Genomic DNA, 26155 nt, shown 5'->3' on the forward strand with positions numbered 1-26155 from the left:
CTCGGCAGTTCACAGCGGACGATTCGCTAGCCCTTGCGTGCGCCGAATCGCCATCCTAGAATCACCGCATGACTTGCTGCCTGCTGTATCGCTCTTCCGAGCAGAACTTCCGCCCCCGGTTTTACCGCGTGGAAATCGCCATGAACCTTTTCGAAGAGGTTTCAGTTCTGCGCGAATGGGGCATCTCGGGCGGCAAAGGCACCTCAAAGATCGATATCTTCGGAAATCTACGCCACGCCTCTGAAGCGGCGGACAAGGCGCGCCGCTCGGCCATGCGCCGGGGATATCGCCGCAGCGACGCAGCATAAGTCCCCAACGTCAAAGCCAGCCCTCGCGCAATCCGCGCAGCCCGCGACGGTTTTTCTTGCAAACCCCATTGCGTCCTCCGCATCCATTGCCTACCCAGATGGCAATCGGATAAAGGGATCCAATGTCCAACATTACACTTGTCCGCCACGGCCAGGCCAACACCGCCGCCCGTGACGAAGCCAACTATGACGCGCTCAGCGATCTTGGCCACCAGCAAGCCAGCTGGCTAGGCGATCACATGCGTTCCAGTGGCGAACACTATGAACGTATCTATTGCGGCACCCTGATCCGCCATCGCCAAACCGCGGACGCCATGGCGCTATGCGACGGGGCTGAGGTCATCGTGGATGACCGGCTGAATGAGATGGAGTTCTTCACACTCGCCAATCTGTTGCTGGACCAACAGGAGATTGCGATTCCGCGTGAGCGCGAAGACTTTGTCAGCTACCTGCCGATGCTGATGGGCAAATGGCAGGCGGGTGAAATCCTGAACCCACCAGAAAGCTATCAGGACTTTGAGTATCGCACCGCCTCGGTCATCGCCGAAATCGCCCAGGGCCGGGGATCGGCACTGGCCGTGACCTCAGGCGGGTTGATCGCAATGGCCCTGCGCGGCGTGCTGAAATTGGACACGCACGGGTTTTCCCGGTTGGCGCTGGCGATCATGAACAGCTCCGTCCACCGTCTGCATCACGTCGGCGGTGACTTTATGATGACCCAATTCAACGCCGTGCCGCATTTGGATCGATCCGACCGGCAGCACGCGCAAACACATCTGTAACATCCCACGCCCCGACGCCGCCCAACCCGGCAAGCAGGGGCCAAGAAAAGGCAACCAGAATGACACATCTTTGGGTTCGCGCCGAACAGCGCCAGAACGAAGACCGCGTTGGCCTGACCCCCGAAGGCGTCAAGGCCCTGATCGCAGCGGGCATCCGCGTCACCGTCGAAGAAAGCAGCACCCGCGCGCTGCCAATCGATGGCTACCGCGAGGCCGGAGCGGACATTGCGCCGGAAAACACCTGGCCCGAGGCCCCGCTGGACGCGATCATCTTTGGCCTGAAAGAACTGCCCGAAGATGGCACGCCCCTGCCCCATAAGCACATCATGTTCGGCCATGCATATAAGGGCCAGCATTCGGGCAAGGCGCTGCTGGAACGGTTCAAAGAAGGCGGCGGCACGCTTTACGATCTGGAATACCTCGTCGATGAATCCGGCCGCCGTGTTGCGGCCTTTGGCTACTGGGCGGGCTATGCCGGGGCGGCCGTGACGCTGAAGACCTGGGCCGCACAGCAACGGGGTGAGGTCTGCCCAGCCGTTGGCGTCTACAAAGACAAAGATGCGCTGAACGCCGAACTGCTGGCCGAGGTCGAAGCCACCGGCAAACCGCTGCCCAAGGCCATCGTGATCGGCGCCCTGGGCCGGGTTGGCACCGGCGCGGCGGATCTGTGCGAAGCCATGGGTGTTGCGGTCACCAAATGGGATATGGCCGAAACCGCCAGCGGCGGCCCCTTCCCGGAAATTCTGGAACACGACCTGTTCCTGAACTGCATCTTTGCCCGCCCCGGCACGCCGGTCTTTGTCCCGCGTGAGGCGCTGGCGCAGGATCGCAACCTGACCGCCATTGGCGATGTCGCCTGTGACCCAGACAGCGATTATAACCCGATCCCCGTCTATGATCGTGCCACCACCTGGGCCGAACCGGCCCTGCGCGTCGCCGACGCCCCGGTGATGGACGTCATGGCGATTGATAACTTGCCCTCGATGCTACCTGCCGAAAGCTCCGAGGATTATGCAGCACAACTCTTGCCCTCCCTCTTGACGCTGACCGATCTGGACAGCGGCGTATGGGGCCGGGCCGAAGCAACCTTTGCCGAACATGTGGCCAAGGTCTGAGATTTAGGAGGAACCCCTTATGACTATTCACTGGTGTGGCACCGGCCTCTCCGCCATTCCCGGCCTGCGTCGCCTGCTGGAAAACGGCCATGACGTCACTGTTTGGAACCGGACCGTTGCCAAAGCTGAAGAGGCTGTTGGCGATCTGACCAAAAACATCCGCCCCTTCTCGATGGAGGCTGTGGCCGAAGCGGTCAGCGCGGGCGACGTTGTCGTCTCAATGCTGCCGGCCGACCAACACGTGCCGCTGGCCGAGATCTGCCTTGGCAAAGACGCGCATTTCGTCTCCTCCTCCTATATCGCGCCGGAAATGGCGGCCCTGGATGCGGCGGCCAAGGACAAAGGCCTGTGCTTTGTGAATGAGGTTGGGTTGGACCCGGGTATCGACCACCTGATGGCCCATTGGCTGATGGCCGATTACAAAGCCTCCGATGCCTTTGACGCGGATAATGAGCTGTCGTTCATTTCCTACTGCGGTGGCGTGCCGAAACACGAAAACCCCTTCCGCTACAAATTCAGCTGGTCGCCGCTGGGCGTGTTGAAGGCGCTGCGCTCGCCCTCAAAATCCATCCTGGATGGCAAAGAGTTCAACGCCGCACGGCCCTGGGACGCGCTGTCCAGCTACACTGCGCCGCTGCCCACCCCGGAAGCGTTTGAAGTCTATCCGAACCGCGACTCCCTGCCCTTCATGGCGGAATACGGCTTTGAAAAAGACTGGAACGTCAAACAGTTCGTGCGCGGCACCCTTCGACTGAACGGCTGGGCCGAGGCCTGGGGCGATGTCTTCAAAGAGATCGAAACGCTGGAAGGCGCGGCGGGCGATGCCCGGCTGAAGGAAATGTCCGATCAGTTCTGGACCGAAAATTCCTATGATGACGGCGAACCGGACCGCGTGATCATGTGCGTGGGCTTCAAGGCCGAAAAAGACGGCCAGCCGGTCTGGCACAAGACCTACACCATGGATGCCTGGGGCGATGAGCGTGGCACAGCGATGGCGCGTCTGGTCTCGATCCCGGTCTCGCTGGCGATTGAGGCGGTGCTGGATGAGCGCATCCCCACCGGCGTATCCGCCGCGCCCAGCCAGGCAGATCTGGTCAGCGACTGGCTGGATGTTGTTGACGATCTGGCGCAGCACCTGGGTGTGGTCACCCACTAAGCCAGGTATGAAACACCCCGCATCGAAACGCCAAAGCGCCCCATTTGGGGCGCTTTTCTTTTGCGATCAAGGCGTTGTCATTTCAGCCGCCGCGCATCAGCTCATCTTCCTCATCAGACGCCGAAAGCCCCAAGGCCTCCAATCCGTTTTCCAGATGGTCCGACAGATACGGCGTGCCGATCAGATAATCCGCCGTCGGGGTTGTGGCCTCAGCCACAGCTGTGCCGCGGGCTTCTTCCCATTCCTCGGCTTCAAAACTGCCGCGCCCCACCCACATCAGCGCCACCATATCGGCCTGTTCTTCCTCGGTCAGCCGATCGATGAAGGCGCGCAATTCACCCTCAGCGCGGCCCAATTCACGGGACATCAAAATGACATTGGCAATTTTTTGAATGGAAACGTTCAGCATGGGGTCGATCCTTTTCGCGCTATCTCACGCCAACGACCATTGCACAGGCGGTAAAGCCGCCGCCTTGATCTGGGGCAAATCAACCCGGTGTTCATTCCCGGGATCCTTTCGGCGCATCTGAGTTTCTAGATCGATCCTTGCCGCTTTCAACGTGCTGCAAATACTCAACTGCGCCAACGCCTCAGGGTTTGTCAGCCTCCAGAAGGTCGCGCTGCACCTCTGGTCCGGTCGGCTCCGGCTCGGGCGCCAGTTCTTCGAAATCGAAATTATCCAGCTTGTGGGCGCGTTTATTGGCGCGGGTTGCGGCGGTCAGAATACCGGCAACGTCGTCACCGGCCTGGCGCAGATGGGTTTCCAGCTTGCCGGCACGTTCGCCGACAATCTCAACATCGCGGTGCAGGTTGCGCAGGGCTTTGCGGATCTCACCCGCCTGTTCGCGCATCCGCGCATCCTTCAAAATGGCCCGCATGGTGTTGAGTGTCGCCATACAAGTGGTGGGGGAAACGATCCAAACCCGTTTCTCAAACCCTTCGCGCACAAGGTCAGGAAACTTGGAGTGCAACTCAGCATAAATCGCCTCAGACGGCAGGAACATCAGCGCGCCATCTGCGGTTTCGCCTTCGATCACATAGCGCTCGGCGATGTCTTTGATGTGTTTGCGAACTGAGGTTTTGAACAGCTGAATACCCGCCTTCAACTCAGCCTCGGTTTGCGAAGCCAGCATCGCTTCATAGGCCTCCAGCGGGAATTTGCTGTCGATCACAATCGGGCCCGGAGGGTTCGGCAGATGAATCAGACAGTCCGCGCGTTTGCCATTCGACAGCGTATGCTGCAGCGCGTAGCTGTCACGTGGCAGCGCTTTGCCCACGATGTCATTCAGCTGAATTTCCCCAAAGGCGCCGCGGGTCTGTTTGTTGGACAGGATATCCTGCAAAGACAGCACATCGCCCGACAGTTTGGTGATGTTTTCCTGCGCCTTGTCGATGGTGGCCAGACGTTCCTGCAGCTGTGTCAGGGAAGTGGCCGTCTGTTTGGCGTTGCCCATCAGCGAGGTGTTCAGTTTTTCCTGCAGATCGGTCAGTGCGTGATTGGTGCGCAGCTGCATATTGGCCAGGTTTTCCTGCATCTGCAGCTGCTGCGCCGCCATCGTGTCTGACATCTTCTGCTGCATCATTGCCAGGTTTTCACCGGTGCCCCGCTGCACCTTGGCCAGGTTTTCATGCAGGTTGACCTGCACCTCGCCCAGACGTTGCTCCATCAGCGTGGCAATCTGGCCCTGGGTCTGCGCCTGCGCCCGCAAGCCCCCATCCAGCTGCGCCTGCCCGGCCGAAAGCGCCTCCACCCGTTGCGCCATCTGGCCCATGTGCTGGGCGATCAGCGCCTCGGTCCGCTCGGCCCGTTTCTGCGCGCCACTGCGCAGGATCAAGGCCAGCACAAACAAGGCGGCCAGCCCTAGCCCAGCCAGGACCGTCGGGTTTTGCAGGAGGGTATTCAGATCAGTCATCAGGTGCGTCCAAACAGGCGTTCAATATCGCTGAGTTTCAATTCCACATAGGTGGGGCGGCCGTGGTTGCATTGGCCGGAATGGGGCGTCGCCTCCATCTCCCGCAGGAGGGCGTTCATCTCCTCGGCGCGCATCCGACGGCCCGACCGGATGGAGCCATGACAGGCCACCCGACTAAGGATCGCCTCAATCCGCGCTTGCAGGGTCTGGCTGTCGCCCAGATCGGCCAGTTCATCCAGAATATCCAGCACCATCTGGCGGGCGTTGACCTCCCCCAGAATGGCGGGGGTTTCCCGCACGGCAATGGCGCCACCGCCGAAGGGTTCCAGCCCAAGGCCCAGCTTTTGCAGATCCTCGGCATGTTCCATCAGACGCGCGCAGTCTCCTTCGGAAAGCTCGACGATCTCAGGGATCAACAGGACCTGCGCCGCCACGCCGTTTTCGGCCATCTGGTGCTTCAGCTTTTCATAAACCAGCCGTTCGTGGGCGGCGTGCTGATCGACAATCACCATGCCGGTTTTGGTCTGCGCAACGATGTAGTTTTCATGCACCTGCGCCCGGGCAGCACCCAGCGGCAGCGCCTCAAGCGGCGGCGCATCGGTGGTGTGTGGCTGTTCCACCACCTCCTCCACCCGCGCGGAGTAGCTGCCTTCAAGTTCGGCAAAACCGCTGGGCTGCGGGGCCTCATAGCGGGGCGCGTCATAAAGCGGTGTCTCAATCGGGGCCTGACCCTGATAGCTGCTGCGCAACGCGCCCGCTGAGGGCCGGTCCATCTGGTAAACCCGTGGACCACCCGTGGCTGTTGTTGTCGGCTCAGGCCGGAACGCCCCAAGCGTCGCCCCCGCCACAGTGGTTGAGGCGCGGTGCCCCGCCTCTGCCAAAGCATGACGCAGGGATGAGACGATCAGCCCACGCACAATGCCCGGATCACGGAACCGAACCTCAGACTTTGCCGGGTGTACGTTCACATCGACCAGATGCGGATCACATTCGATAAACAGTGCCGCCGCCGGATGACGATCCCGGCTGAGGAAATCAAAATAGGCCCCGCGCAACGCGCCGACCAGCAGCTTGTCGCGCACCGGGCGGCCGTTCACAAACAGGAACTGCGCCACGGCAGAGCCGCGTGAATAGGTCGGCAATGCGGCATAGCCGGTCAGCATAAACCCATCGCGTTCGGCATCAATCTTCAGCGCGTTTTCAGCAAACTCATTGCCCAGAATACGGCCCAGCCGGCCATGCAGCGCGTCAAACAGATCGCCGGTTTCGGGATCGGCGCGGAAGGTCACCCGCCCGTCGCCACCGCCAGAAACATCGCGCAGGGTAAAGCCGATGAACGGCTCAGCCATCGCCAGCCGTTTGACCACATCGTTGATCGCCTGCGTTTCAGCCCGGTCAGTGCGCATGAACTTCAGTCGCGCCGGTGTGGCAAAGAACAGATCCCGCAGCTCAACAATCGTACCGCCGTTCAGCGCGGCCGGTTTCACTGGATCCATCACCCCGCCAGAGACGGCGATCTGTGCTGCCTCATGCCCGTCGGCGCGGCTGGTGATCGTCAGGCGACCCACCGCCCCTAGGGATGGCAGTGCCTCACCACGAAAGCCAAAGCTGTGAATGTCCAGCAGATCCGACCCATCGATCTTGGAGGTGGCATGGCGCGACAGCGCCAAAGGCAACTGATCCGGCGTGATCCCACAGCCGTCATCGGTCACACGGATCAGTGTCTTGCCACCGTCGGCGATCGCAATCTCAATCCGGCGCGCGCCGGCATCAATGGCGTTTTCCACCAATTCCTTCACGGCCGAGGCCGGGCGTTCCACCACTTCACCGGCAGCAATCCGGTTGATCGCCGCATCATCCAGTTGACGGATGACGGGTTGGTTTTCGCTCATATTGGGGGCTGCGTTGGACATACAACAAGACCTAGCACATCTGGGCACGATTCGACCATGTGGGAATTCCGGCCCGTTGTTCCTGATAATCCACTTCGCGCGCCGCGCCTCAGGGCAGCGGCGCCGTCTGGTAAAGCTTCACCTTCAGGCCGCCATGCGGCACCGGGGGACCAGGCGGCAGGAACGGCAATCCGGTGGCTTTGGCCAGGGAACCATCCGAGGTCACGATGCCCACACGCCAGCCGCTGAACCGCTCTTTCAGCACCTCACCCAACGCGCCGTGCAGGGCAAACAACAGCTTCTTGTTGCCGATCCGGGTGCCATAGGGCGGGTTCACAATGACCAGCCCCGGCGGACCTTCGGGCCGCTCCAGATCACTGACGGCAGCCTTGGTGAACCGGGTCAGCACCGCGACACCCGCCCGTTCGGCATTGGCGGTGGAGTTGGCAATCGCCCCTTCATTGCGGTCTGATCCGTGAAAGGTCAGATCGCCGAGGTTTTCCGACGGTGTCAGCACCTCCGCCTTCACCCGTGAATATTGGCTGTTGTCAAAAGTAGCGAGCTGCTGAAACGCAAAATCCCGCGCGCGCCCAGCCGCCAGACCCATCGCCTGTTCAGCCGCCTCAATCACAAAGGTGCCCGAACCGCACATCGGGTCCAGAACAGGCTCAGCCCCGTCATACCCTGCCGCCCGCAGAAATAGCGAGGCCAGCGTTTCCCGCATCGGCGCCTTGCCGACCGCTTCTTTATGGCCGCGTTTGTGCAGCGACTCGCCCGAGGTATCGACGCTGAAGGTTACCAGGTTGTCATCAATCCGTGCCTTCACCTGCACCACACCTTTGTCAGAAACCTCAGCCCCCAGCGTTTCGGCAATGGCCTTTTCAATCCGCTGCTTCGCGGCCCCCGCATGGTAGATCTTGGACTTCTTACAGGTCACCTCAACCCGCACCGAAACATCCGGTCGCAACACTTCCGCCCAGGGAAACTTGCGCGACCGCTTGTCCAGCTGGGCCAGATGAAACGCCCGAAAGGAGCCGATCCGCGCCAGAACCCGTGTGGCGCCGCGCAGATACATGTTGGCGCGCCAGACGTCGGACCAGTCACCATCAAAGCTTACGCCGCCGGGTTCGGTACGCACCTCGGTAAAGCCCAGATCGCTGGCCTCATCGCGCAGCATCGGTTCCAGCCCCGGCGGGGCCACGAGGAAGATTTCAAACGGTGTATCCATCCCCGTTCCTTAGCTGGGAACGCCAAGCGGCGCGACAAGAAAGTCTCGCTGGGATAGGTCAGCAAGAAGCGATTGCCGATAAGATTGACGCCGCAAATCATTTGGAATGATGCAACCTGTGATCCGCCGCGCCCTGATTGACCGCTGGAAAAATCAGCCGAAAATCCAGCTATACCGATCAAATATTCATAATATTTGCATATTTCCCGGCATCGGCATTCCCGGTACAAATCGGCCAATCAACAACCAATGGATGTTTTTTGGGCAGTCGATTAGCAAAAATGCATACTTTCGTATGTAGAATTTATGCATCCCTGCTCTCTTTCGTATGTAAGCAAGACTCTGGAAAGAGTTCGCCCGCTACGGTGAAAGCCAATTGGTTCGCAGATTTAATAAAACATAAAGCTCTGACGCAGATCAGAGAGTGGAATGGAACGCGTAGGGGTTTCAAACCACGGGGGGAAGAAAGAGGTCGTATGAAAGCGATTTCCTATACGCCAGTGGGTGACGTTAGCGTCGCCTGTTTTGGCTGTGATCAAAGAAATAATCGCGGCGGGAGCAGCGCAGAACCCGTACGTCCGCTGACATCGTGTCCGTTGTCCCAGAGCCGCCGGTTCGATCGCTGGAGGCCACGATGAGCAAACGTCGTCGCCTGCTTAACGGATCCGTCTACCTGCTGGCGATCATCGCCCTGGTTTCCGGGTATCTGGTGGTGTCAGACATCCTGCGCCGCAATTATGAGGACAGCCTGTCAGCCCTGTTGCAGAACAATCTGCAAAACAGCGAACGCGCGGTGGAGCGTTGGGTAGATACCCGCACCTCAGAGGTACTGGCCCATGCCAATGACCCGATGTTGTTGGCTGCTGTTGAAGAACTGATGCCACTGAAGGGCGATGTGGATGCCCTGCTATATGCGGATGCGCAGCGGCGCCTCAGAACCTTCTTCGGCTCATTCCTCTATCTGCAGCACGTAAACGGTTATTTCCTGATTGCACCAGATGGCACCAGTCTGGCTTCCTCGCGCGATGTGAACATCGGCACGCCGAACCTGCTGCTGGAACAGCCTCAAGTCTTTGAACGGCTGCTGCAGGGGGAGGCGCTGCTGACGCAGATGACCCGCTCGGACGTGCCGCTGTCAGACAGCGATGACATTCGCGAGAACGTCACCAACTTCGCAGCCGCCCCGCTGCGCAATTTCGATGGATCTGTGGTGGCAATTCTGGCCCTGCGCCTGTTCCCCAACCAGGAACTGTTCCAGCTGCTGAACTTTGTCGAAAGCTCGGCCCAGCTGCACACCTATGCTTTCAACGCGCAAGGGGCGCTCTTGTCTCATGTGAATGAGGTCGATGCCTTGCGGGCGACCGGCCAGTGGCAGGAGGGTCACGATCACCTGCTCAGCGAGCCCCCCAATGCCAATTCCGACAGCGCACTGCCCGAACGGATGATCCTGCCGGTGCGTCGTGCGCTGCAGGGGCAAAATGGATCCGACATTCAGGGCTACACCAATTACGCAGGCGACAAGGTTGTGGGCGCCTGGCACTATTTTGAGGATCTGGGCTTCGGCATCGTCATCGAACAGCCTTACAAAAATGCCTATAACCTTGCCACCACCTTCCAGACGCTGACCATCGTGGCCTTTTCGATCGGTCTGATCGTCGTGACCCTGATTTTCCTTTGGATGCTTGAGGCCGGCAAGCGGATTGACGCACATCGTCAGCGGTTGCTGGCAACGATGAAAGCCACGCGAGATGTGAACTTTCAGGTCAACAGCGATGGTATCATCCACAACGTGAATGATGCGCTGAACCCGGTCTTTGGGTTGGAACGCCGCTATGGCATCGGGCATTCGGTGTCCCGTTTTCTGGAACTGGGTGAGGGTGAATTGCTGCGGCTGACCGGCTCCGGTCTGCGCAAGCTTGCCAACCAAACCCAGGAGCAGGTGCTGCGCTGCACCGGTATCCGCGACGATGGCACAAAGTTCCCCATCGGCATTCGCGTTGAACCGCTGAACACGGACGGCAAAGCCCCAGTCGAGTTTTTGATCGTTGCGCATGACTACAGCGATATTGACCGCCGTGAGAGCGAGCTGCGCGAGGCGCTGCAACGCGCGGAATCGGGCAACCGCACCAAGTCTTCGTTCCTGTCGACGATCAGCCATGAACTGCGCTCACCGCTGATTTCGGTCATCGCGGCGCTTGAACTGCTGACCGAACGCGCCAGCAGCACCGAAGACCGCAATCTGCTGGATTCGTCCCAACGATCGGCCCAGCTGCTGCTGGGGATCATTGACGATATTCTGGACTTCTCGCGGATGGAGGCTGACAAACTGGAACTGTCACGCCAGCCCATCTCGCTTGAGGCGGTGCAATCAGATGTGATTGAGATGCTGCGCTGGCAGGCATGGAACAATGACGTTGACCTGATCCCCTACTGCGATCCGGCCCTGCCGCTGGTGCAGGCCGATGGGTTGCGGTTGCGCCAGATCCTGCTGAACCTCACCTCAAACGCGATAAAGTTCAGCGCGCAAATGCGCCATCCGGGCCGCGTGTCTGTTGCCATCCGCGCCCGCGACAGCGGCACCGACATGTTGGATGTCACGCTGACCGTGCGCGACAATGGCATCGGCATGACCCAGGACACGATGGAGCAGATCTTCCAGCCGTTCACCCAAGCCGATGGATCGATCCGGCGCAAATACGGTGGGACCGGTCTGGGGCTGACGATTTCGGATCGTCTGATCAAGATGATGGATGGCCATATCTCTGTCATGAGCGACCCGGGCGAAGGCACCCGTTTCGAGGTGAAATTGCAGCTGCGTCGGGCGGAAAAACCGGCCGAGCCGGTGCCCAGCCTCGAAGGCTGCAACATCCTGATGGGCGCCGCCAATGGCGAGGTTGCAGACACCCTGGCCCGCTATGCCCGCGCGGCAGGGGCCAAGGTGGCGCTGGCCGATGATCCGTCGGTCGACACCCAAGGTTTTGGCGCCAACCTGCTGGTTCTGCAATCTGTCGGCGCAGCGGAGGCAGTGCGATTGCTGGACAGCCTGGGACCGATCCCGGTCCTGCAGATCCGCAGCAATGGGCGGGAATTGCCACCGGCCGTACAGGGGCAACGCACCATCGCGATGACCTCCCTGCTGCCGGCAGATGTGGTGGGCGAACTGGCCGCCCTGCATCGCGGCACCACGGCGCCTGCAGATATCGCCAGCATCCCGCAAAGCCGTGTGCTGTTGATCGAAGATGATGAAATGACCCGCGAAATCACCCTGCGGATGCTCAAACAACTGGGCATTGCCGCGGATGCGGTGATCAACGGCCAAGAAGGGCTGGAGCTGTGGCGGTCCGGCCAATATGCGCTGCTGCTGTCGGATTGCCACATGCCGATCATGGATGGTTTCCAGATGGCCGCGCGCATCCGCGATGAAGAAGGCGAGCGTAACCTGCCGAAAACGCCCATCATTGCGGTTTCCGCCGACCTGACAATGGAGGTGGAGCGGCTCTGCGTGGATTGTGAGATTGACGAATATGTGCCGAAACCGCTGACCCCGGCCAAGTTACGGGCGATCCTGCAAACCCATATCCGCAATGGCAAAGGACAGGGGCAACTCGATTCTTAAGCGGATCCTGCCAAGCCTGACACAGCCCCTAAAAAGCAAAAGCCCGGACCGGATGGAGACATATCCGGCCCGGGCTTTGCCCTTCTAAAGAAGGCAGTTCTTAAAAGAAGATGTCATCCAGATCATCCACGTCATCCGATGCCGCGGCCGGCTCGGGTGCGGCGGCAACCTCTTCTTTGGCTTCTTCCGGCTCGTCCCCTTTCAGCTGCGAGAACATGACATCCTGAATGTCGCGCTCTGCCTGCATGGTGTAGCACTTGTGGATCTCGGCCAGATGGGTGGTGAACTCTTCACTGATGATCGCATCTTCCAGCGGCAAAGGCGCCAGCGCGACCTTTTCCACCTGATCCAGCAGTTCCAGCTCTTCCACGAAGCTCTCGAAGGCATCCGCACTTGAGGTGATCGCATTGGCGATCTGGGGTGCGTCGTTTTCCAGGCTGGGCAACAGCTTTTCCAGAACCTCACGGGCCTGCTGCAGCGCGGGGTCTTCCCCTTCCATGCTGCTGAGGTCGTGACCTTCGCCACCTTCTGCTTCGCGGGCCGACCAGGCCTGCATCTTGGTCTTGGTCAGCTCCATGGTCTCAGCGAACTTTTCAAAGGTCACTGGGGCCTCGGAAATCACCTCATTGATCTGCTGCGAGATCATGATCATGTCCATCGCCTGCTTGAAGCCACGGGCACAGGTGATGATGGTGTTGAGCGCCGCCAACTGCATCTGGAACGCATTGTCCGACAGGGTCTTGGACCGTACCGCCAAAGCGCTATCAGCTTCCTGCAGACGGGCCTGAACACGTTCTTCGGCTTCAGCATTGGCTGCAAAGTCAAACGCTTTGCCGTCAATTGGTCGGGCCGCTGCGGCAAGTGCCAAGGCACTGTCCTCAAACGAGCCGGCAATTTCACGGCACCGTGCCAGGAAGTCATGCTGGCGGTTCGACAGGCTGGCAAACAGCTGACGCGCCTTGCGGGTGTCGGTGATGGTTTCGGTCACCGTTTCCTGCATCTGCGCCCGCGCCAGCAACATCAGGCTGGTCGCTTCGGTCGAATGCGGATGATAGAGCGCCGCACGTTCCGAGATGAAGCGCACATGTTCTGCACGCTGGCGCGACCGGTCACCGACCTGCAACGCCGAAATAACTTCGGACACGTCTTTTTCAGCAACCGCCACATATTCCGACAGCCACGACGACGCGGTTGAGGCGGCTTTCATGCCTTTTTCCAGCGCGGTCAGCGCCGCTTCCAACGCCTTGGCCTTGGGCTTCAGGGTCGAGAACAGCGCGCGGGCGCGCTCTTCGACGTTCTGGCCCATTTCCTCGGTGGTGGTGACGATGGTGTCGATCACCTCAAACATTTCCGACACCAGGTTGGTGGCGTCACCGGAAATGTCCGAAATGCTTTCGGCCAGACGCACCAGCTGCGCACCCAGCGCACGGTGGCGGTGGCTTTGCGCAATGATGCGGGCGTTCAATGACACGATGTTGGACGACTGAATGATCTTTGACAGCTCTTTCAGCGTCGAAGACATCTTGCGGCCATTGTCGCGCAAATCCTGCACAAAGGCTTTCGCGTCTTTGCTGTTGGCATCGATCTGATCCATCAGCTGGGCGATCGTCGCCTGTTTCTCATTGATGCGAACCAGGTTTTCAGGCTCAAGCAGGCGGTCCAGATCCGCCACACCTGCGCGCAGGGTCTTGGTCGCATCGAAAGCGAAGAACAGCTTATCCAGGATATCGCTGAGAACGCTTTCCATGCGCAGGAAGGGACCGTCATTCAGTCCCTGCGCTGCTGCTGGTACACTACGAAAATGCTGCATTACTTGGCGCCTTTCACCGCGAGTCTTGCCAGGTGACCACGGTCAAACGACGTGATGTTTTCGGCGATTTTTGTCAGCGGCACAGCGCGCTCAGCCGCGCCACGCTCCATAGCTTCGCGGGGCATCCCGTAGACCACGCAGGACGCTTCGTCCTGGGCAATGGTCGGCGAGCCTGCCTGGCGCATTTCCAACATGCACTGTGCCCCATCATCACCCATGCCGGTCATGATCACGCCCATGGCGTTGGCACCGGCCTGGATCGAAAGCGAACGGAACAGCACGTCCACCGACGGGCGGTGACGGCTGACCGGCGGGCCTTCGATCACACGGCAAGTGTAATCGCGACCGGTCCGCTCGATGATGATGTGGTTGCTGCCGGGGGCCACAACCGCCATGCCGCGGGTCAGCTTGTCACCGTCGCGGGCTTCCTTGACGTTGATTTCGCACAGTTTGTTCAACCGATTGGCAAAGGCCTCGGTAAATTTTTCCGGCATGTGCTGCACGATGGCGATCGGCGGGCTGTCGGCCGGCAGCGTCTTCAGCATTTTGGCCAGCGCTTCGGTCCCGCCGGTGGAGGCACCAATGCCCACAATCGGCGGTGTTTTCAGCACCGCAGGCGCATTGGGATGGCGCGCCGCCATGATCACATCTGCCGACTGTTTCTTCAGCGGCTTCAGCTCACGTGCCGGGGGTTTGCGCTTCTTGGCTTTCGGGTTGACCCGCGCATGTGCTGCTGCACGAACAGCATCACAGACCCGGTTCATACCGTCATCATCGCTCGACAGGGCACCGATCGACGACTTGGCCAAGACCTCAACAGCGCCCATTTCCAGCGCCTTCATCGACGCCGAGGAGCCCTTTTCGGTATGGTTCGAACAGATCACCACAGGCATCGGATGCTGGGCCATGATCCGACGCAGGAAGGTCAGACCATCCATGCGCGGCATTTCCACATCCAGCAACATCACGTCCGGCAGCCCTTTGCGCATCTTATCAGCGGCGTCAAAGGGATCCTTGGCCATGTCCACGACCTTCAGGTCGGGTTGGGTTTCGATCATATTCTTGAGCATGGTGCGCGCGGTGAGGCTGTCCTCAACGATCATCACCTTAATTTGCTCATCACTCGTTACTGCATTCATCACTAGGCCTCCTTGCGGAAGACAGCCGCGGATTTCTGGACCAAACGGGGATCCGACGCGACCGAGGTTTCTGAGTGGCCCACAAACAGATATCCACCAGGTTTCAAATGGTTTGTGACCGAAGACACAACCTGGTGCTGAGTGGCCTCATCAAAGTAAATCAGCACGTTACGCAGGAAGACCACGTCCAAGTTCTTCTCTACCGGATAGGCCTTGTCCATCAGGTTCATCTGGGCAAAACCCACGCGATCCCGCAGCTGCTTGACCACCCGCGACAGGGGGCGACCAACGCTGTCATGGCCTTGTTCCATGTAGAGCGCCTGCATGTCGTCAGGCACATCAACGATTTCTTCCGGCGTGTAGATGCCTTTGCGCGCTTTGCGCACCACCTCGGTCGACAGGTCCGTGCCGATGATCGAGTAGGTGAAACCGGGTTTGCGCTTGGCATGTTCGGTCAGCACCATCGCGGTGGTGTAGGCCTCTTCACCCGAAGAACTTGCCGCCGACCAAACCTTGAACGGTCTGCCTGCAGCATGTTCCGGCAGGACATTGCGCACCAGATAGTCAAAATGCGCGTCTTCCCGGAAGAAGTCGGTTTTGTTCGTGGTCATGACGTTGATGATATGGGGCAGCTCTGTGTCCAGCATGCCGTCATTCATCACCATCGACAGATACGTCCGAAGGTCGCGTACACCTAATGCCCGAACCCGCTTACGTAAGCGGCCCTCGATCATGGTGCGTTTGTTCTCTGGTAACTGGATCCCTGTTTTACTGGTTACAATCTCGCAGAGTTTCTTCTGCAGTACGCGATCAGCCTCGAGCGTTCCTGTGGTCATCCCGCCTCCCGATACTCTTTACTGTCCGTGTCCACTTGATCGTGGAATTCGGAAATTACACCAGAGCTGAGCATCCCATCGAGATCCAGCACGGTCACAAACTCACCATCACGACGGCCTACACCGGCAACCATGCGGTTATCCCAGTTCAGCAGGCCTTCACGGGCGAACTCCTCCAGTCGGTCGTCGTCCAGACGGGTCACCTCAAACACGCGATCCGCGCGCAGGCCCACCGAATGTTCCTGACCATTGATGTTCACCAGCAGCACGATGATGCGAGTGTCCGGTTCGTTTTCGCGGTACGGGCGCGCCAGAAGCAGGCGCAGGTCCGCAACCAGGATGCTTTCGCCACGCAGATCGATATATCCCAGCAGGAAATCGGGCGTATGCGGCAGCGGGGTGACCGGCTTGGGGTCGAGGATTTCTTTGACGCGCACAACAGGCAGCGCCACTTTCTCTTCGCCCAGACCACAGGTCAGATAGGTTTTTTGGACTTCGTCCACAGTTGTCGTCGTATCAAACACCTTGGGCCTCCTGCGGCAGCGGATTACGGCAGAGGCGGGGCGGAGGCCCGGCGGCTGCCATCAGTTCAAGTTTGGTTTGTTCGCGCATGTTTCGGGTCGCCCTTAGTGAAGGCTTTCGTCGGTGGGGACAGCACCAAGATAGGTCTCGGCGATCTTCTCCACGTCGATCAGGTTGACAAAACGGTCCTTCCAGCGGCCGATGCCTTTGATGGCACCCTGCGGCCAGCGGGTTCCGACCGATGGCACCTTCTGGATGCTCTCCGGATCCAGCGCCAGCACCGCATGAACCTTCTCGGCGATCACGCCGATGGTCATGGTGCCTTCTTCCAGCGCCAGTTCCAGAACCAGAACACGGGTGTCGATGTCGAAGGGCTTCTGCTCCATCTCAAAGAGGGGGCGCAGATCGGTGACCGGCAGAACCACGCCACGCACGTTGATCAGACCAGCCGAATAGGGGCCTGCCAGCGGCACGCGGGTCAGCTTCGGCGGTTCCAGCACCTCGCGCAGGATCCGGGTGGGCACGACCAACAGTTCGCCGCCCATTTCGAAGGCCACCATGTCCTTCAGATCGTCTTCGCTTGCAGTTACCAGTTCAAGGGTCATGCTGCCTGCTCCTTATTGTCGTGATCCAGACCTTCGGCCTTGACCAGTTGGGCCACGTCTACGATCAGCGCCACGTCGCCATCACCCAGGATGGTTGCGCCGGAGAAGACGTTGAGGCGGCTGTGCATCGGCGACAGCTGTTTGATCACGGTCTGGTAGGACCCGATGATACGGTCCACGGCCAGGCCGATTTGCTGATCGCCGGTACGGACCAGAACCACTTTGGGGTGATCCGCGCGGGTGCCGCCGGTTTCAAAGATCTCACGCAGGCGCATGATCGAAATCAGCTTCTCACGCAGTTCAACCGTGGTGGTCGACTCGGTGCCGTCGCGGATCTCTTCAGGCTCTTCCACGATGCCCTCAACTGCTGCCAGCGGCACGGTGTAACGCTCTTCGCCAACCTGCAGCAGCAGGCCATCGATGATCGCCAGAGTGAGCGGCAGGCGCAGGGTGAACGAGCTGCCATGACCCAGTTCCGATTCAATCTCAACCGAGCCACGCAGCGCCTCAACGGTGGATTTCACCACATCGGTGCCAACACCGCGACCCGACAGATCGGTGACCTGTTCCGCGGTCGAGAAACCAGGCGCCATCAGCAGGTGGAAGATCTCATTGCGCGACAAGTTTGCATCTGCCGAGATCATGCCGCGATCAACCGCACGGTTGAAGATGAACTCAGGATCCAGACCTTTACCGTCATCCTGAACTGAGATCAGAACATCAGCACCCGAGTAGGACGCTTTCAGGCGCACCGTACCACGGGCGGGTTTGCCGGCGGCGACACGGGTGTCGTTGTCTTCCAGACCGTGGTCCACAGCGTTCCGCAGGATGTGCACCAGCGGATCCGACAGTTTCTCAATAACGGTTTTGTCCAGTTCGGTCTCTTCGCCTTCGATGACGAAGTCAAAGTCCTTTCCGGTTTTGCCCGCCAGGTCATGGGCCAGACGCTGGAAGCGGCCGGTGATCGAGGACATCGGGGTCAGACGGATCGCCATGGTGGTGTCCCGCAGACCCAGCGCCAGACGCTGAATGTCTTCGACAACCTCGGTCAGGTTCGGATCGTTCAGCTTCTGTGCCAGATCCGACAGACGGGCCTCGGCAATCACCAGTTCGCCAACGCGGTCCATGATGTCATCCAGACGCTCGGCCGAAACACGCATCTGCACGTTGGCAGAACCCGATTTCTTGCCGCCCGACTTCTTGGCCTCAGCTTTAGGTGCCTCAGTCTTGGCCGCTTCTGCCGGGGCGGCTTCCGCTTCAACCTGAGCGGCTTCCGCTTCAACGGGGGCCGCCTCGACAACCGGGGCAGCGCCACGGATTGCGGTCAGCTCCAGCTCCATCGAGTCTTCGTGGAACATGAAGACATCGCGGATGTCACCTTCGTCAGCCGACGGCGGCAGGATCATTTCCCACGCGGTGTGCAGCTCATTCGGCTTCAGTTCCGCCAGCGCAGGCAGACCATCCAGCAGCGCCTCAACCTTGGTGTCCGGGCCGCCGATTTCCATCAGCTCTTCCAGAATGGCCACCGGGTTGCCGCCGATTTCCATGAACTCAGGCGGCAGTTTGAAGCGCAGCTTCCAGCCTTCCAGTTCACCTTCGGCGACGGGGGCCTCTTCAGCGGCGTCGCCAGCATCTGCGGCTGCGGCAGGGGCCGCGCCACCCGAGGTTACAGCGCCCAGGGCGGCCTTCAGTTCGGCGTCCTGTTCGGTCGGCGGCTCTTCGCCTTCCAGCAGGGCCACGATCAGGTCATAGGCCTTCAGCGATACCGCGATCAGATCGGGGGTTACAACGGCATTGCCCGAACGCACCTGTTCAAAGGCGGCTTCGAAATCGTGAATGAACTCAGCCAGACGGGCAAAGCCGAACATGGCGCCGGTGCCTTTGAGGGTGTGCAGGTCACGGAAAACCTGTGTCACCAGCTCCATATCATCCGGGGTTGAGTTCAGCTGCAGGAGGCATTCCTGCAAGCTCTCAATCAGCGCTTCCGTCTCCTGGCGGAAGATTTCCTGGGTTTCTTCATCAATCATGCGCCCACCACCTTTTTGACAACGGCAAGCAGCTTGGCCTGCTCAAAGGGTTTCATCACCCAGCCCAGGGCACCGGCGGCCTTGGCCTGGTTCTTCAGGTCACCTTCGCTTTCCGTCGACAGGAAGATGATCGGCACGCCCGAGGACGAGGGATCATTGCGATAGGCTTCGATGAATTCGATACCAGTCATGTTCGGCATGTTCTGGTCGGTGATGACCATGTCGAACCGTTTGGCTTTGGCGGTGTCGAGCCCCTGTGCGCCGTCTTCACACTGGGTCACCTCATAGCCTTCCTGCTGTAGGGTCATTGCGACCATTCGCCGGACGGAGGGCGAGTCGTCGATAATCAGGATTTCTTTACTCATTGAGATACTACCTTCAGCAATTTGGGTCTTAGGCCGCTTGGGCCAGGGCATTGTCAAAGCCCGTGGTGGCGCACATCGCGCCAAAGGGGGCTAGTTCTTTCAACGTCAGGACGGCGTCGGATTTAACCTTTCCTTCGCGGACAGCCGCACAAAGCAGCTGACCAAGGCCGAAAATCACGGCGCTGGGGGTGTCCTCCGCCAGATCCGCTTCGAAGGTGGCGTCATCCCCACCTGCCGCGGCCAGTTGATCGCGAAGCGACACCAGAGCGTCAAAGGTGCTGGTGCTGTCCAGCGAGATCTGAAGAACGGTCTCAGACATTGGTTTCTTCCTTTTTCTGCGACCCCAATTTCAGGGTCTTGGGGTCTGCGGTTTTGGCGACCGGAGAGGAGCGTCGCCCTGCGGGCTGCGGGCGCGGACGCCCGCAGTGCATGTCTTACGAAGCGAGTTTGAAATCGCCTGCGTCTTCATCGTCTGATCCAAGATCCAGCATCGGGCCGGTCTCTTCTTCGGCAGCGGGGGCCGGGGTGGCTGCCCCATCCACGCGGAAGAAGGAGATGACATCGGCCAATTGCTCGGCTTGGCTCGACAGCTCGGTCGCTGCCGAAGACATCTCTTCTGCGGCCGGGGTGTTTTCCTGGGTCACGCTGTCCAGACGCTGCACCGACTCGTTGATCTGGGTCGAACCGATGGCCAGCTCACGCGAGGCGCCGGTGATGTCGCTCACCAGCGAGGAGGTCTTTTCGATGTTGGGCACCAAGGTCTCCAGCATCTCACCTGCGAGCGCCGCGCTCTTCACGGTGTCGCCGGACAGTTTGGAGATTTCGGCCGCCGCCAGCTGGCTGTTTTCTGCCAGTTTGCGCACCTCGGAGGCCACAACTGCAAAGCCACGACCATGTTCACCGGCACGGGCCGCTTCCACCGCTGCGTTCAGCGCCAGGAGGTCGGTCTGACGGGCGATTTCCTGCAGAACGTTGATCCGATCACCGATGGTTTTCATCGCCTTCACGGCGTCTGCCACGGCGGTGCCGGACCGCTGCGCCTCATCTGCGGCACGGCGCGCCATGTCTTCGGTGGCAATCGCATTTTCCGAGCTGGCCGAGATATTGGCCGACATCTGTTCAACAGCCGAAGATACCTCTTCGGTCGAACCGGCCTGAACCGATGCACCTTCGGACAGCGATTCCGAAGTGCCTGCCATCTGATCCGCACCTGCGGCCAGATTGCGCACTGCGGTCGCAACGTTGTCGACGGTTTCGCGCAGTTTCAGAACCATGCCGTTCTGGGCGTTCAGCAGATCCGAAATCTCATGGTTGCCTTTGACGTCAACGGTGTTGGTCAGATCACCATCCGCCACCTGACGCGCCATCGCGATCGACTGGGTCAGACCACGTGACAGGGTGCGCAGGATCATCGCTGCCGAAACCAGCGCGATCACACCAGCAATCACCGCTGCGGTCAGCAGGTTGGTCCGGGTGTTTACATACTGCACCGCCGACTGTTCGATCGAGGCATTCAGCTGCGCCGAGAAGGAAGTCTGCAGATCACGGGCAATGATCGCGGCCTCACCAATCGCGGTTGCGGCATCGTGGTGGTAGATCTCATTGGCCTGGCTGTCGCCGTCCAATTCATAGTCGATGGCAAATTCGCTCAGCTCGATGAACTCACCCACTTTCAGCACCAGCTGGTCCAGCTTGGCTTTCTCTTCCGGGGTGGCCAGCTTGCTCAGTTCGTCGATGACGGCCATCAGCTGGTAGTTCTGCGTTTCCATCTCACCCTGCAGCTTCTCGATGCGGTTCGGATCTTCCTCACCACCTTCCCAACCGATCAGGATGTCGGCGGTATCCAGGCGGATGCCCTGACCAAGAATGAAAATCTGCTGAGCAAAAAGAAGCTTCGAGGCTTCTTCTTTGGCCACTCGGTTCAACGAGTCATTGGCAGCGCTAAGCTGCTGAAGCGCGACAAAGACGCTGCCCGCAAAGATGAGCAACAGCGCGGCGAAGGTCATCGCCAGCCGGGCTTTGATGGTTATACGCATTGGGGGTATCCTTCTGGGTCCTGCAGGGGAACTGGAATTTGGGTAGGGGGCAGACACGATCAATCAGCGCACGCTGGCCGGCGGCGCTGAGACGCGAAGGAGCAATCCGGTTGCTCAGATCTTTGGGAAATACCGAAACCACGGACAGACACCCAACTGCACTAAATCACTACACACACGACACATCGCGCGCCGTGACATTAACAACGGCAGGAGACCCGGCCATTTTCCGTGATTCTCTGGTTTTTTTGGGTCAACTAGGAATGAGTCTAGTTTTGGGGGCATACTTTTGGGCAGTCGAAACGCCCCAAGGCATTGGTTTTGAGGGTTCAGACCAAGACAAAGGCCCGGGTCTTGCCCGTTCCAGGTGCACCAAAGGTATTGGAAACGCTCAGCCCGATGCCTGAGCCAGTTGTGGTCCGGTCAATCGTTCGATCTGACGTTGCAGATCCGGCATCGACACGGGTTTGAGCATATAGTCGTTCATGCCCGAGCGCAGGAAGCGCTTGTCACTGCCCTGCGCAATATCAGCAGTCAGCGCCAGGATGGGCACATGCGACACGCCTTTTTCACGCTCTTCCTCACGAATGGCGCGGGTCATTGCATAGCCTGAAAGATCTGGCATCTCACAATCCGTGATCACCATATCCACGCGTTCAGACCGCCAGGTCTGCAGCGCCTCGCGCCCGCCAGAGGCGGTCACCGCAAGATGGCCCAGCAGTTCCAGCTGCGCCTTCAACACATGCAGGTTGATCGCGTTGTCGTCGACAATCAGGATCCGTTTGCCGCGCACCGGGTTTTGCCCCATCGCCGCCAGCGCCGGGCGCAGTTTTTCAACGTTTGCGCCGCCCATATCGGCGACCTCATCCTGCCCGGACAGTTCCGCCAGCGCCGTGAACAGATCGCTGCGCATCATCGGATGCACCGGCAGTACGTAGAACTTATCGTCCAGCTTCTCCAACAGCTGGCTGCGGTCCGGGGTACAGCGCAGCAGGGCCGCATCGGGGTAATCAGCCAGAACCGCCTGATGTACCTCTTCCTGTTTTTCCGGATCGGTCGGCAACAACAGGAACACCACGCGTTCGCCCAGTTTGACATGTGAACGTGCCAGATCCTCATAGCGGCTGAGGTAGGTCATGCGAACGCCGCCCTTGCCCAGAACCCCATTCAGGCCCTGTTGCAGGTTCTTGTTCACCAGACCGATGCAGACCACATGTAGCCCATCAAGGTCTGGCAGATCCGCTTTGCCGCCGACGGACTCATAGGGCAGTTGGATGGTGATTGTTGTGCCTTTGCCAACGGTGCTGGACACGTCGATTTTGCCCTTCATCAGCGTCAGCAAACGGGTGGTGATGGACATGCCCAGACCGGTGCCGCTGACCTTGGAACTGGCGGCTTCTTTGCCCTGCACAAACGGATCGCAGAAGGTATCCACCAGATCCTGATCCATGCCGATCCCATTGTCGGTCACCACGATCTCCAGGCTGGGGGCTTCCCCTTCCGTCACAGAGGGCACCGGGCGGACAAAAATTCCCACCTCGCCGGCCCGGTCTGTCAGCCCGCTGGCGGAGTATTTGATCGCATTGCTGATCACGTTCAGCAGAATCTGCCGAACACGGCCGCCATCCAGATTGACCCAAACCGGCACATCAAAATCGATAAACAGACGCTGACGCACCCCGTGCGTTGAACAAAGCGGCACCAAGGTCAGCGCCACCTGTTCCACCAGCTCTGGCAGTTCGGTGCGGCTTGGCACGACCTCCAACTTGTCCGCTTCGATTTTTGAGGCATCCAGCACATCATCAATGATGCGCAGCAGTGAAAAGGCCGATTCCCGAATGGTCGACATTGGCTGCTGCTGGTTTGCCTTGATGCCTGAGTGTTCCAGAATATCCAGCGTGCCGATAATACCGTTCATTGGCGTGCGGATCTCATGGCTCATATTCGCAAGGAACCGGCTCTTGGCTTGATAGGCATCGCGGGCCTCCTGCATGGCGCGGGTCACCTCATATGACGTGCGCTCCGCGTGATAGGCAAAGTACCCAAGCTGCATCATCACCAACATGCCGACGGTGACCACGATGCCCAGACGGATGCCCGGCAGGACCTCATACCCACCGGAATTGGGCCAGCCAAAATGGTTGGCGATGCTCCAGCTGAAATCAACAAAGGCAATGCTGGCAAAGAGTGACAGCACCAAGACCGTGCCGATCATCGCCCGCTGCTCTTCCCGCCAGGACAGCAACAGGAAAGGCATGCCGAGGTAAACAAGGAAGATCAGTTCCGGTGGTGCATCGCCCACAAAGTGAACGCTGTAGATCAACGCCCAGAACGTTGTTGCAACCATCCAGCCCACCCGGGCCAGCAGATCATAGCCGCGATTGTAAAGCACGATGACGGTTAGGCCGACGGGCACAAAAGCCGCCGCATAACTCAGGCCCAGCCAGTCCTGGAAGATTAGGAAAAAGCCAATCCAAGGGATCGTTAGGACCAAAGAGAGATAGGCCACAAACCGCCCCAACGCGATTCGCCGCCGCCGCTCCTCCCGCATGCGGAAGGACATGACGTCTTCTTCTAACTCACTCATGCCGTACCGTCGTCCATCTTCCCGACGCTATCAGTAACGGCGCAAAATTGAAAAAGAATAATAAGATTCGTCACTTACGCGCTCTTTGCGCGCAAAATCAGCAAACATACCATCCAAAGTCATGTTATAAGTCCTGATAAATAAGACATGAATCCGTGACTCCCGGTAAAAACCCGTGATGCCAAAAAACCGCATATTTCCGCGGGGTGCGGGCAGATTTTTTTCCGATGTGAGGGGAATGGTAGCGGAGGAGGGACTTGAACCCCCGACACGCGGATTATGATTCCGCTGCTCTAACCAACTGAGCTACTCCGCCGAAGTGAGCGTGGAATTACGGCGAAGGGCGCGGGGGGTCAAGGGCGAAAATGACAAAATGCAGCAGAATTTTCGCAGGCCCTCATTTTGTTCGCTCCGCAACGCTCCGGCTGCTGTGTTTGACACGCGCCTGACGGGGATCCCGAAAACCCATCCCGCAATCGCCCGCCAATTGGTCAATTCCGCGCCATAGCGCCCAAAAAAACAGCAACGACCAAGCAGCCCCCGCGCTGTGCCCAAAATTCAGGCAGCGCCTCTTGTTCCCGTGCCCGGCCAAGCGCCTGATGCCGTCCGAATTAAACTCAGCACGCAAGAGGCAGCGCCATCACACTGGCCACACATATCGCAACACAGGGTGCCACCCCTGCCGATACGGCGCAGCAACCCCGCGCCCGTGGGCAGGCGGAGCTTGCCGTGAAATACCGTGCGCCGAAAACGGCGATTGCCGGTCTGAAAACCTCGGGATGTATGAAGCTGCTGTTCCCCCAGGTGCAGGAAGACGCGATGACCGCGGTCACCCTGAACACGGCGGGCGGGATCACCGGGGGCGACCAGCTGAAGCTGAACGTCTCGGTCGGGGAAGCCGCCCATCTGCGGCTGACCACACAGGCCGCAGAACGGGTTTACCGCGCCCACCCCGGGGAGGTTGGCAGCGTCGACACCCAGCTGCAGATCGCGGCGGGGGCCCGTCTGGATTGGCTGCCGCAGGAAACGATCCTGTTTGATCATGGTGCCCTCAATCGGCGACTGACCATCGACATGGCCAGAGATGCCCGGTTGCTGCTGGTCGAACCCCTGGTGTTCGGACGCGCCGCCATGGGCGAGGTGATCACCCAGATCACCCTGCGCGATCACCTGACGGTACACCGTGACGGTACACTGATCTTCGCCGATGCCCTGCGGTTTGACGGGGATCTGCATCAGCAAATGCAGCGCGCGGCCCTCGGCGGCGGTGCTGGCGCGATGGCCTCGGCCCTGCTGGCCAGCACAGAAGCCGAATGTGAGGCCCTGTTGCCGAAACTGCGGGCGATGCTGCCCGACACTGCCGGTGTCAGCCTGCTGCGGCCGGGTCTGCTGTTCCTGCGCGCCGTTGCCGCCGACGGCTTTGATTTGCGGCGCGTTCTGATCCCGGCCCTGACCCTAATGAATGGCGCGGCCCTGCCACGCACCTGGATGATTTAACGAGAGTAACCCGATGCAACTGACACCCAGAGAAAAAGACAAGCTGCTGATCGCCATGGCGGCAGAAGTGGCCCGCAAACGTCTGGCCCGGGGCGTGAAGCTCAATCATCCCGAAGCCATCGCCCTGATCACCGAAGCCGTGGTGGAAGGCGCCCGCGATGGGCGCTCGGTCGCGGATCTGATGCAGGCCGGGGCCGAGGTGATCAGCCGCGACGACTGTATGGAGGGCATCGCCGAGATGATCCACGAGGTGCAGGTTGAGGCAACCTTCCCCGATGGCACCAAACTGGTGACCGTGCACGCGCCGATCCGCTGAGCACAGTGAGTATTTTTGGAACATTGAAAGAGGAGGCCCCGACATGATCCCAGGAGAAGTTTTCCCGGCTGAGGGCGTGCTGGAGTTGAACGCCGGCCAGCCTGTTGTCACCTTGATGGTGGCAAATACCGGCGACCGTCCGGTGCAGGTGGGCAGCCATTATCACTTTGCCGAGGCCAACCCGGGCCTGGAGTTTGACCGCGCCGCCGCGCGCGGGCTGCGGCTGGACATTGCCGCCGGCACAGCCGTGCGGTTTGAACCGGGACAGAGGCGTGAGGTTTCGCTGGTGCCGCTGTCTGGCGCACGCCAGGTCTATGGCTTCAACCAGCAGATTATGGGGGCGTTGGACTGATCGGGTGGGAATGGCTTGACCCGCGCCGTGGGATGCGGCGCAGTGAGGGCATT

The 26155-nt window shown here is 59.8% G+C and carries 22 protein-coding genes and 1 tRNA gene; 8 read left to right on the top strand and 15 right to left on the bottom strand.

The features are described 5' to 3' along the window. Positions 1-68 precede the first annotated feature (68 nt). From ACORLH_RS19495 to ACORLH_RS19510, 4 genes are all read left to right on the top strand, one after another. Positions 69-308 carry a WGR domain-containing protein gene (locus ACORLH_RS19495; protein ID WP_058242467.1) on the top strand — a complete coding sequence of 80 codons (240 nt, stop codon included), beginning with the start codon at positions 69-71 and terminating at the stop codon, positions 306-308. Positions 309-430: 122 nt separating this feature from the next. Further along, positions 431-1090 carry a histidine phosphatase family protein gene (locus ACORLH_RS19500; RefSeq protein WP_321829979.1) on the top strand — a complete coding sequence of 220 codons (660 nt, stop codon included), beginning with the start codon at positions 431-433 and terminating at the stop codon, positions 1088-1090. Between the two features lie 59 nt (positions 1091-1149). Then, the gene (locus ACORLH_RS19505; RefSeq protein ID WP_321829980.1) at positions 1150-2205 is read left to right on the top strand and encodes a saccharopine dehydrogenase; all 1056 of its coding nucleotides are present in this window, start codon (positions 1150-1152) and stop codon (positions 2203-2205) included. 19 nt (positions 2206-2224) lie between these two features. Continuing rightward, positions 2225-3361, top strand: coding sequence for a saccharopine dehydrogenase C-terminal domain-containing protein (locus ACORLH_RS19510; protein WP_321829981.1), 1137 nt, complete (start codon positions 2225-2227; stop codon positions 3359-3361). Between the two features lie 82 nt (positions 3362-3443). On the opposite strand, the gene ACORLH_RS19515 is transcribed toward ACORLH_RS19510, so the two are convergent. From ACORLH_RS19515 to ACORLH_RS19530, 4 genes are all read right to left on the bottom strand, one after another. Further along, complete coding sequence (locus ACORLH_RS19515) at positions 3444-3770, bottom strand: DUF3775 domain-containing protein (RefSeq protein ID WP_321829982.1); 327 nt, start codon at positions 3768-3770, stop codon at positions 3444-3446. Between the two features lie 181 nt (positions 3771-3951). After that, positions 3952-5274: a DNA recombination protein RmuC gene (locus ACORLH_RS19520; protein WP_321829983.1), complete on the bottom strand. Its 1323-nt coding sequence runs from the start codon at positions 5272-5274 to the stop codon at positions 3952-3954. Beyond that, positions 5274-7187, bottom strand: a complete 1914-nt coding sequence (gene mutL / locus ACORLH_RS19525; RefSeq protein WP_321829984.1) for a DNA mismatch repair endonuclease MutL — start codon at positions 7185-7187, stop codon at positions 5274-5276. Before mutL ends, ACORLH_RS19520 begins: the two co-directional genes overlap by 1 nt. A gap of 88 nt (positions 7188-7275) precedes the next feature. Next, complete coding sequence (locus ACORLH_RS19530; RefSeq protein ID WP_321829985.1) at positions 7276-8394, bottom strand: class I SAM-dependent RNA methyltransferase; 1119 nt, start codon at positions 8392-8394, stop codon at positions 7276-7278. A gap of 634 nt (positions 8395-9028) precedes the next feature. Here ACORLH_RS19530 and ACORLH_RS19535 point away from each other — a divergent pair. Then, on the top strand, positions 9029-12010 hold the full coding sequence (locus ACORLH_RS19535; protein ID WP_321829986.1) for an ATP-binding protein: 2982 nt from the start codon (positions 9029-9031) through the stop codon (positions 12008-12010). 100 nt (positions 12011-12110) lie between these two features. Here ACORLH_RS19535 and ACORLH_RS19540 read toward each other — a convergent pair whose 3' ends face one another. From ACORLH_RS19540 to ACORLH_RS19590, 11 genes are all read right to left on the bottom strand, one after another. After that, on the bottom strand, positions 12111-13820 hold the full coding sequence (locus tag ACORLH_RS19540) for a hypothetical protein (protein WP_321829987.1): 1710 nt from the start codon (positions 13818-13820) through the stop codon (positions 12111-12113). Then, positions 13820-14959, bottom strand: a complete 1140-nt coding sequence (locus ACORLH_RS19545) for a chemotaxis response regulator protein-glutamate methylesterase (RefSeq protein ID WP_321829988.1) — start codon at positions 14957-14959, stop codon at positions 13820-13822. The genes ACORLH_RS19540 and ACORLH_RS19545 overlap by 1 nt, the downstream gene beginning before the upstream one ends. A 2-nt stretch (positions 14960-14961) precedes the next feature. Further along, positions 14962-15795, bottom strand: coding sequence for a CheR family methyltransferase (locus tag ACORLH_RS19550; protein WP_321829990.1), 834 nt, complete (start codon positions 15793-15795; stop codon positions 14962-14964). Beyond that, positions 15792-16319 carry a chemotaxis protein CheW gene (locus ACORLH_RS19555; protein ID WP_058242455.1) on the bottom strand — a complete coding sequence of 176 codons (528 nt, stop codon included), beginning with the start codon at positions 16317-16319 and terminating at the stop codon, positions 15792-15794. Before ACORLH_RS19555 ends, ACORLH_RS19550 begins: the two co-directional genes overlap by 4 nt. Before the next feature lie 102 nt (positions 16320-16421). Continuing rightward, complete coding sequence (locus ACORLH_RS19560; RefSeq protein ID WP_058242454.1) at positions 16422-16922, bottom strand: chemotaxis protein CheW; 501 nt, start codon at positions 16920-16922, stop codon at positions 16422-16424. Beyond that, positions 16919-18949, bottom strand: coding sequence for a chemotaxis protein CheA (locus tag ACORLH_RS19565; protein WP_321829991.1), 2031 nt, complete (start codon positions 18947-18949; stop codon positions 16919-16921). The genes ACORLH_RS19560 and ACORLH_RS19565 overlap by 4 nt, the downstream gene beginning before the upstream one ends. Next, positions 18946-19314: a response regulator gene (locus ACORLH_RS19570; RefSeq protein WP_058242452.1), complete on the bottom strand. Its 369-nt coding sequence runs from the start codon at positions 19312-19314 to the stop codon at positions 18946-18948. Before ACORLH_RS19570 ends, ACORLH_RS19565 begins: the two co-directional genes overlap by 4 nt. 28 nt (positions 19315-19342) lie before the next feature. Continuing rightward, positions 19343-19633, bottom strand: a complete 291-nt coding sequence (locus ACORLH_RS19575) for a hypothetical protein (protein WP_058242451.1) — start codon at positions 19631-19633, stop codon at positions 19343-19345. Positions 19634-19748: 115 nt separating this feature from the next. Next, entirely contained in the window at positions 19749-21350 is a 1602-nt protein-coding gene (locus ACORLH_RS19580; protein WP_321829992.1) for a methyl-accepting chemotaxis protein, read from the bottom strand. A gap of 391 nt (positions 21351-21741) precedes the next feature. Next, on the bottom strand, positions 21742-23937 hold the full coding sequence (locus tag ACORLH_RS19585) for an ATP-binding protein (RefSeq protein ID WP_321829993.1): 2196 nt from the start codon (positions 23935-23937) through the stop codon (positions 21742-21744). A 239-nt stretch (positions 23938-24176) separates the two neighbouring features. After that, positions 24177-24253: transfer RNA gene (locus tag ACORLH_RS19590), tRNA-Met, on the bottom strand. 413 nt (positions 24254-24666) lie between these two features. On the opposite strand from ACORLH_RS19590, the gene ACORLH_RS19595 reads away from it, so the two are divergent. The 3 genes from ACORLH_RS19595 to ACORLH_RS19605 are packed head-to-tail and all read left to right on the top strand — an operon-like array spanning position 24667 to position 26102. Next, entirely contained in the window at positions 24667-25434 is a 768-nt protein-coding gene (locus tag ACORLH_RS19595; RefSeq protein ID WP_321829995.1) for an urease accessory protein UreD, read from the top strand. A gap of 13 nt (positions 25435-25447) precedes the next feature. Continuing rightward, the gene (locus ACORLH_RS19600) at positions 25448-25750 is read left to right on the top strand and encodes an urease subunit gamma (RefSeq protein ID WP_058242447.1); all 303 of its coding nucleotides are present in this window, start codon (positions 25448-25450) and stop codon (positions 25748-25750) included. A 43-nt stretch (positions 25751-25793) separates the two neighbouring features. Further along, on the top strand, positions 25794-26102 hold the full coding sequence (locus ACORLH_RS19605; protein WP_058242446.1) for an urease subunit beta: 309 nt from the start codon (positions 25794-25796) through the stop codon (positions 26100-26102). Positions 26103-26155: the final 53 nt, after the last annotated feature.

Origin of the sequence: Thalassovita sp. (assembly GCF_963691685.1) — a bacterium.
GTDB lineage: Bacteria > Pseudomonadota > Alphaproteobacteria > Rhodobacterales > Rhodobacteraceae > Thalassobius.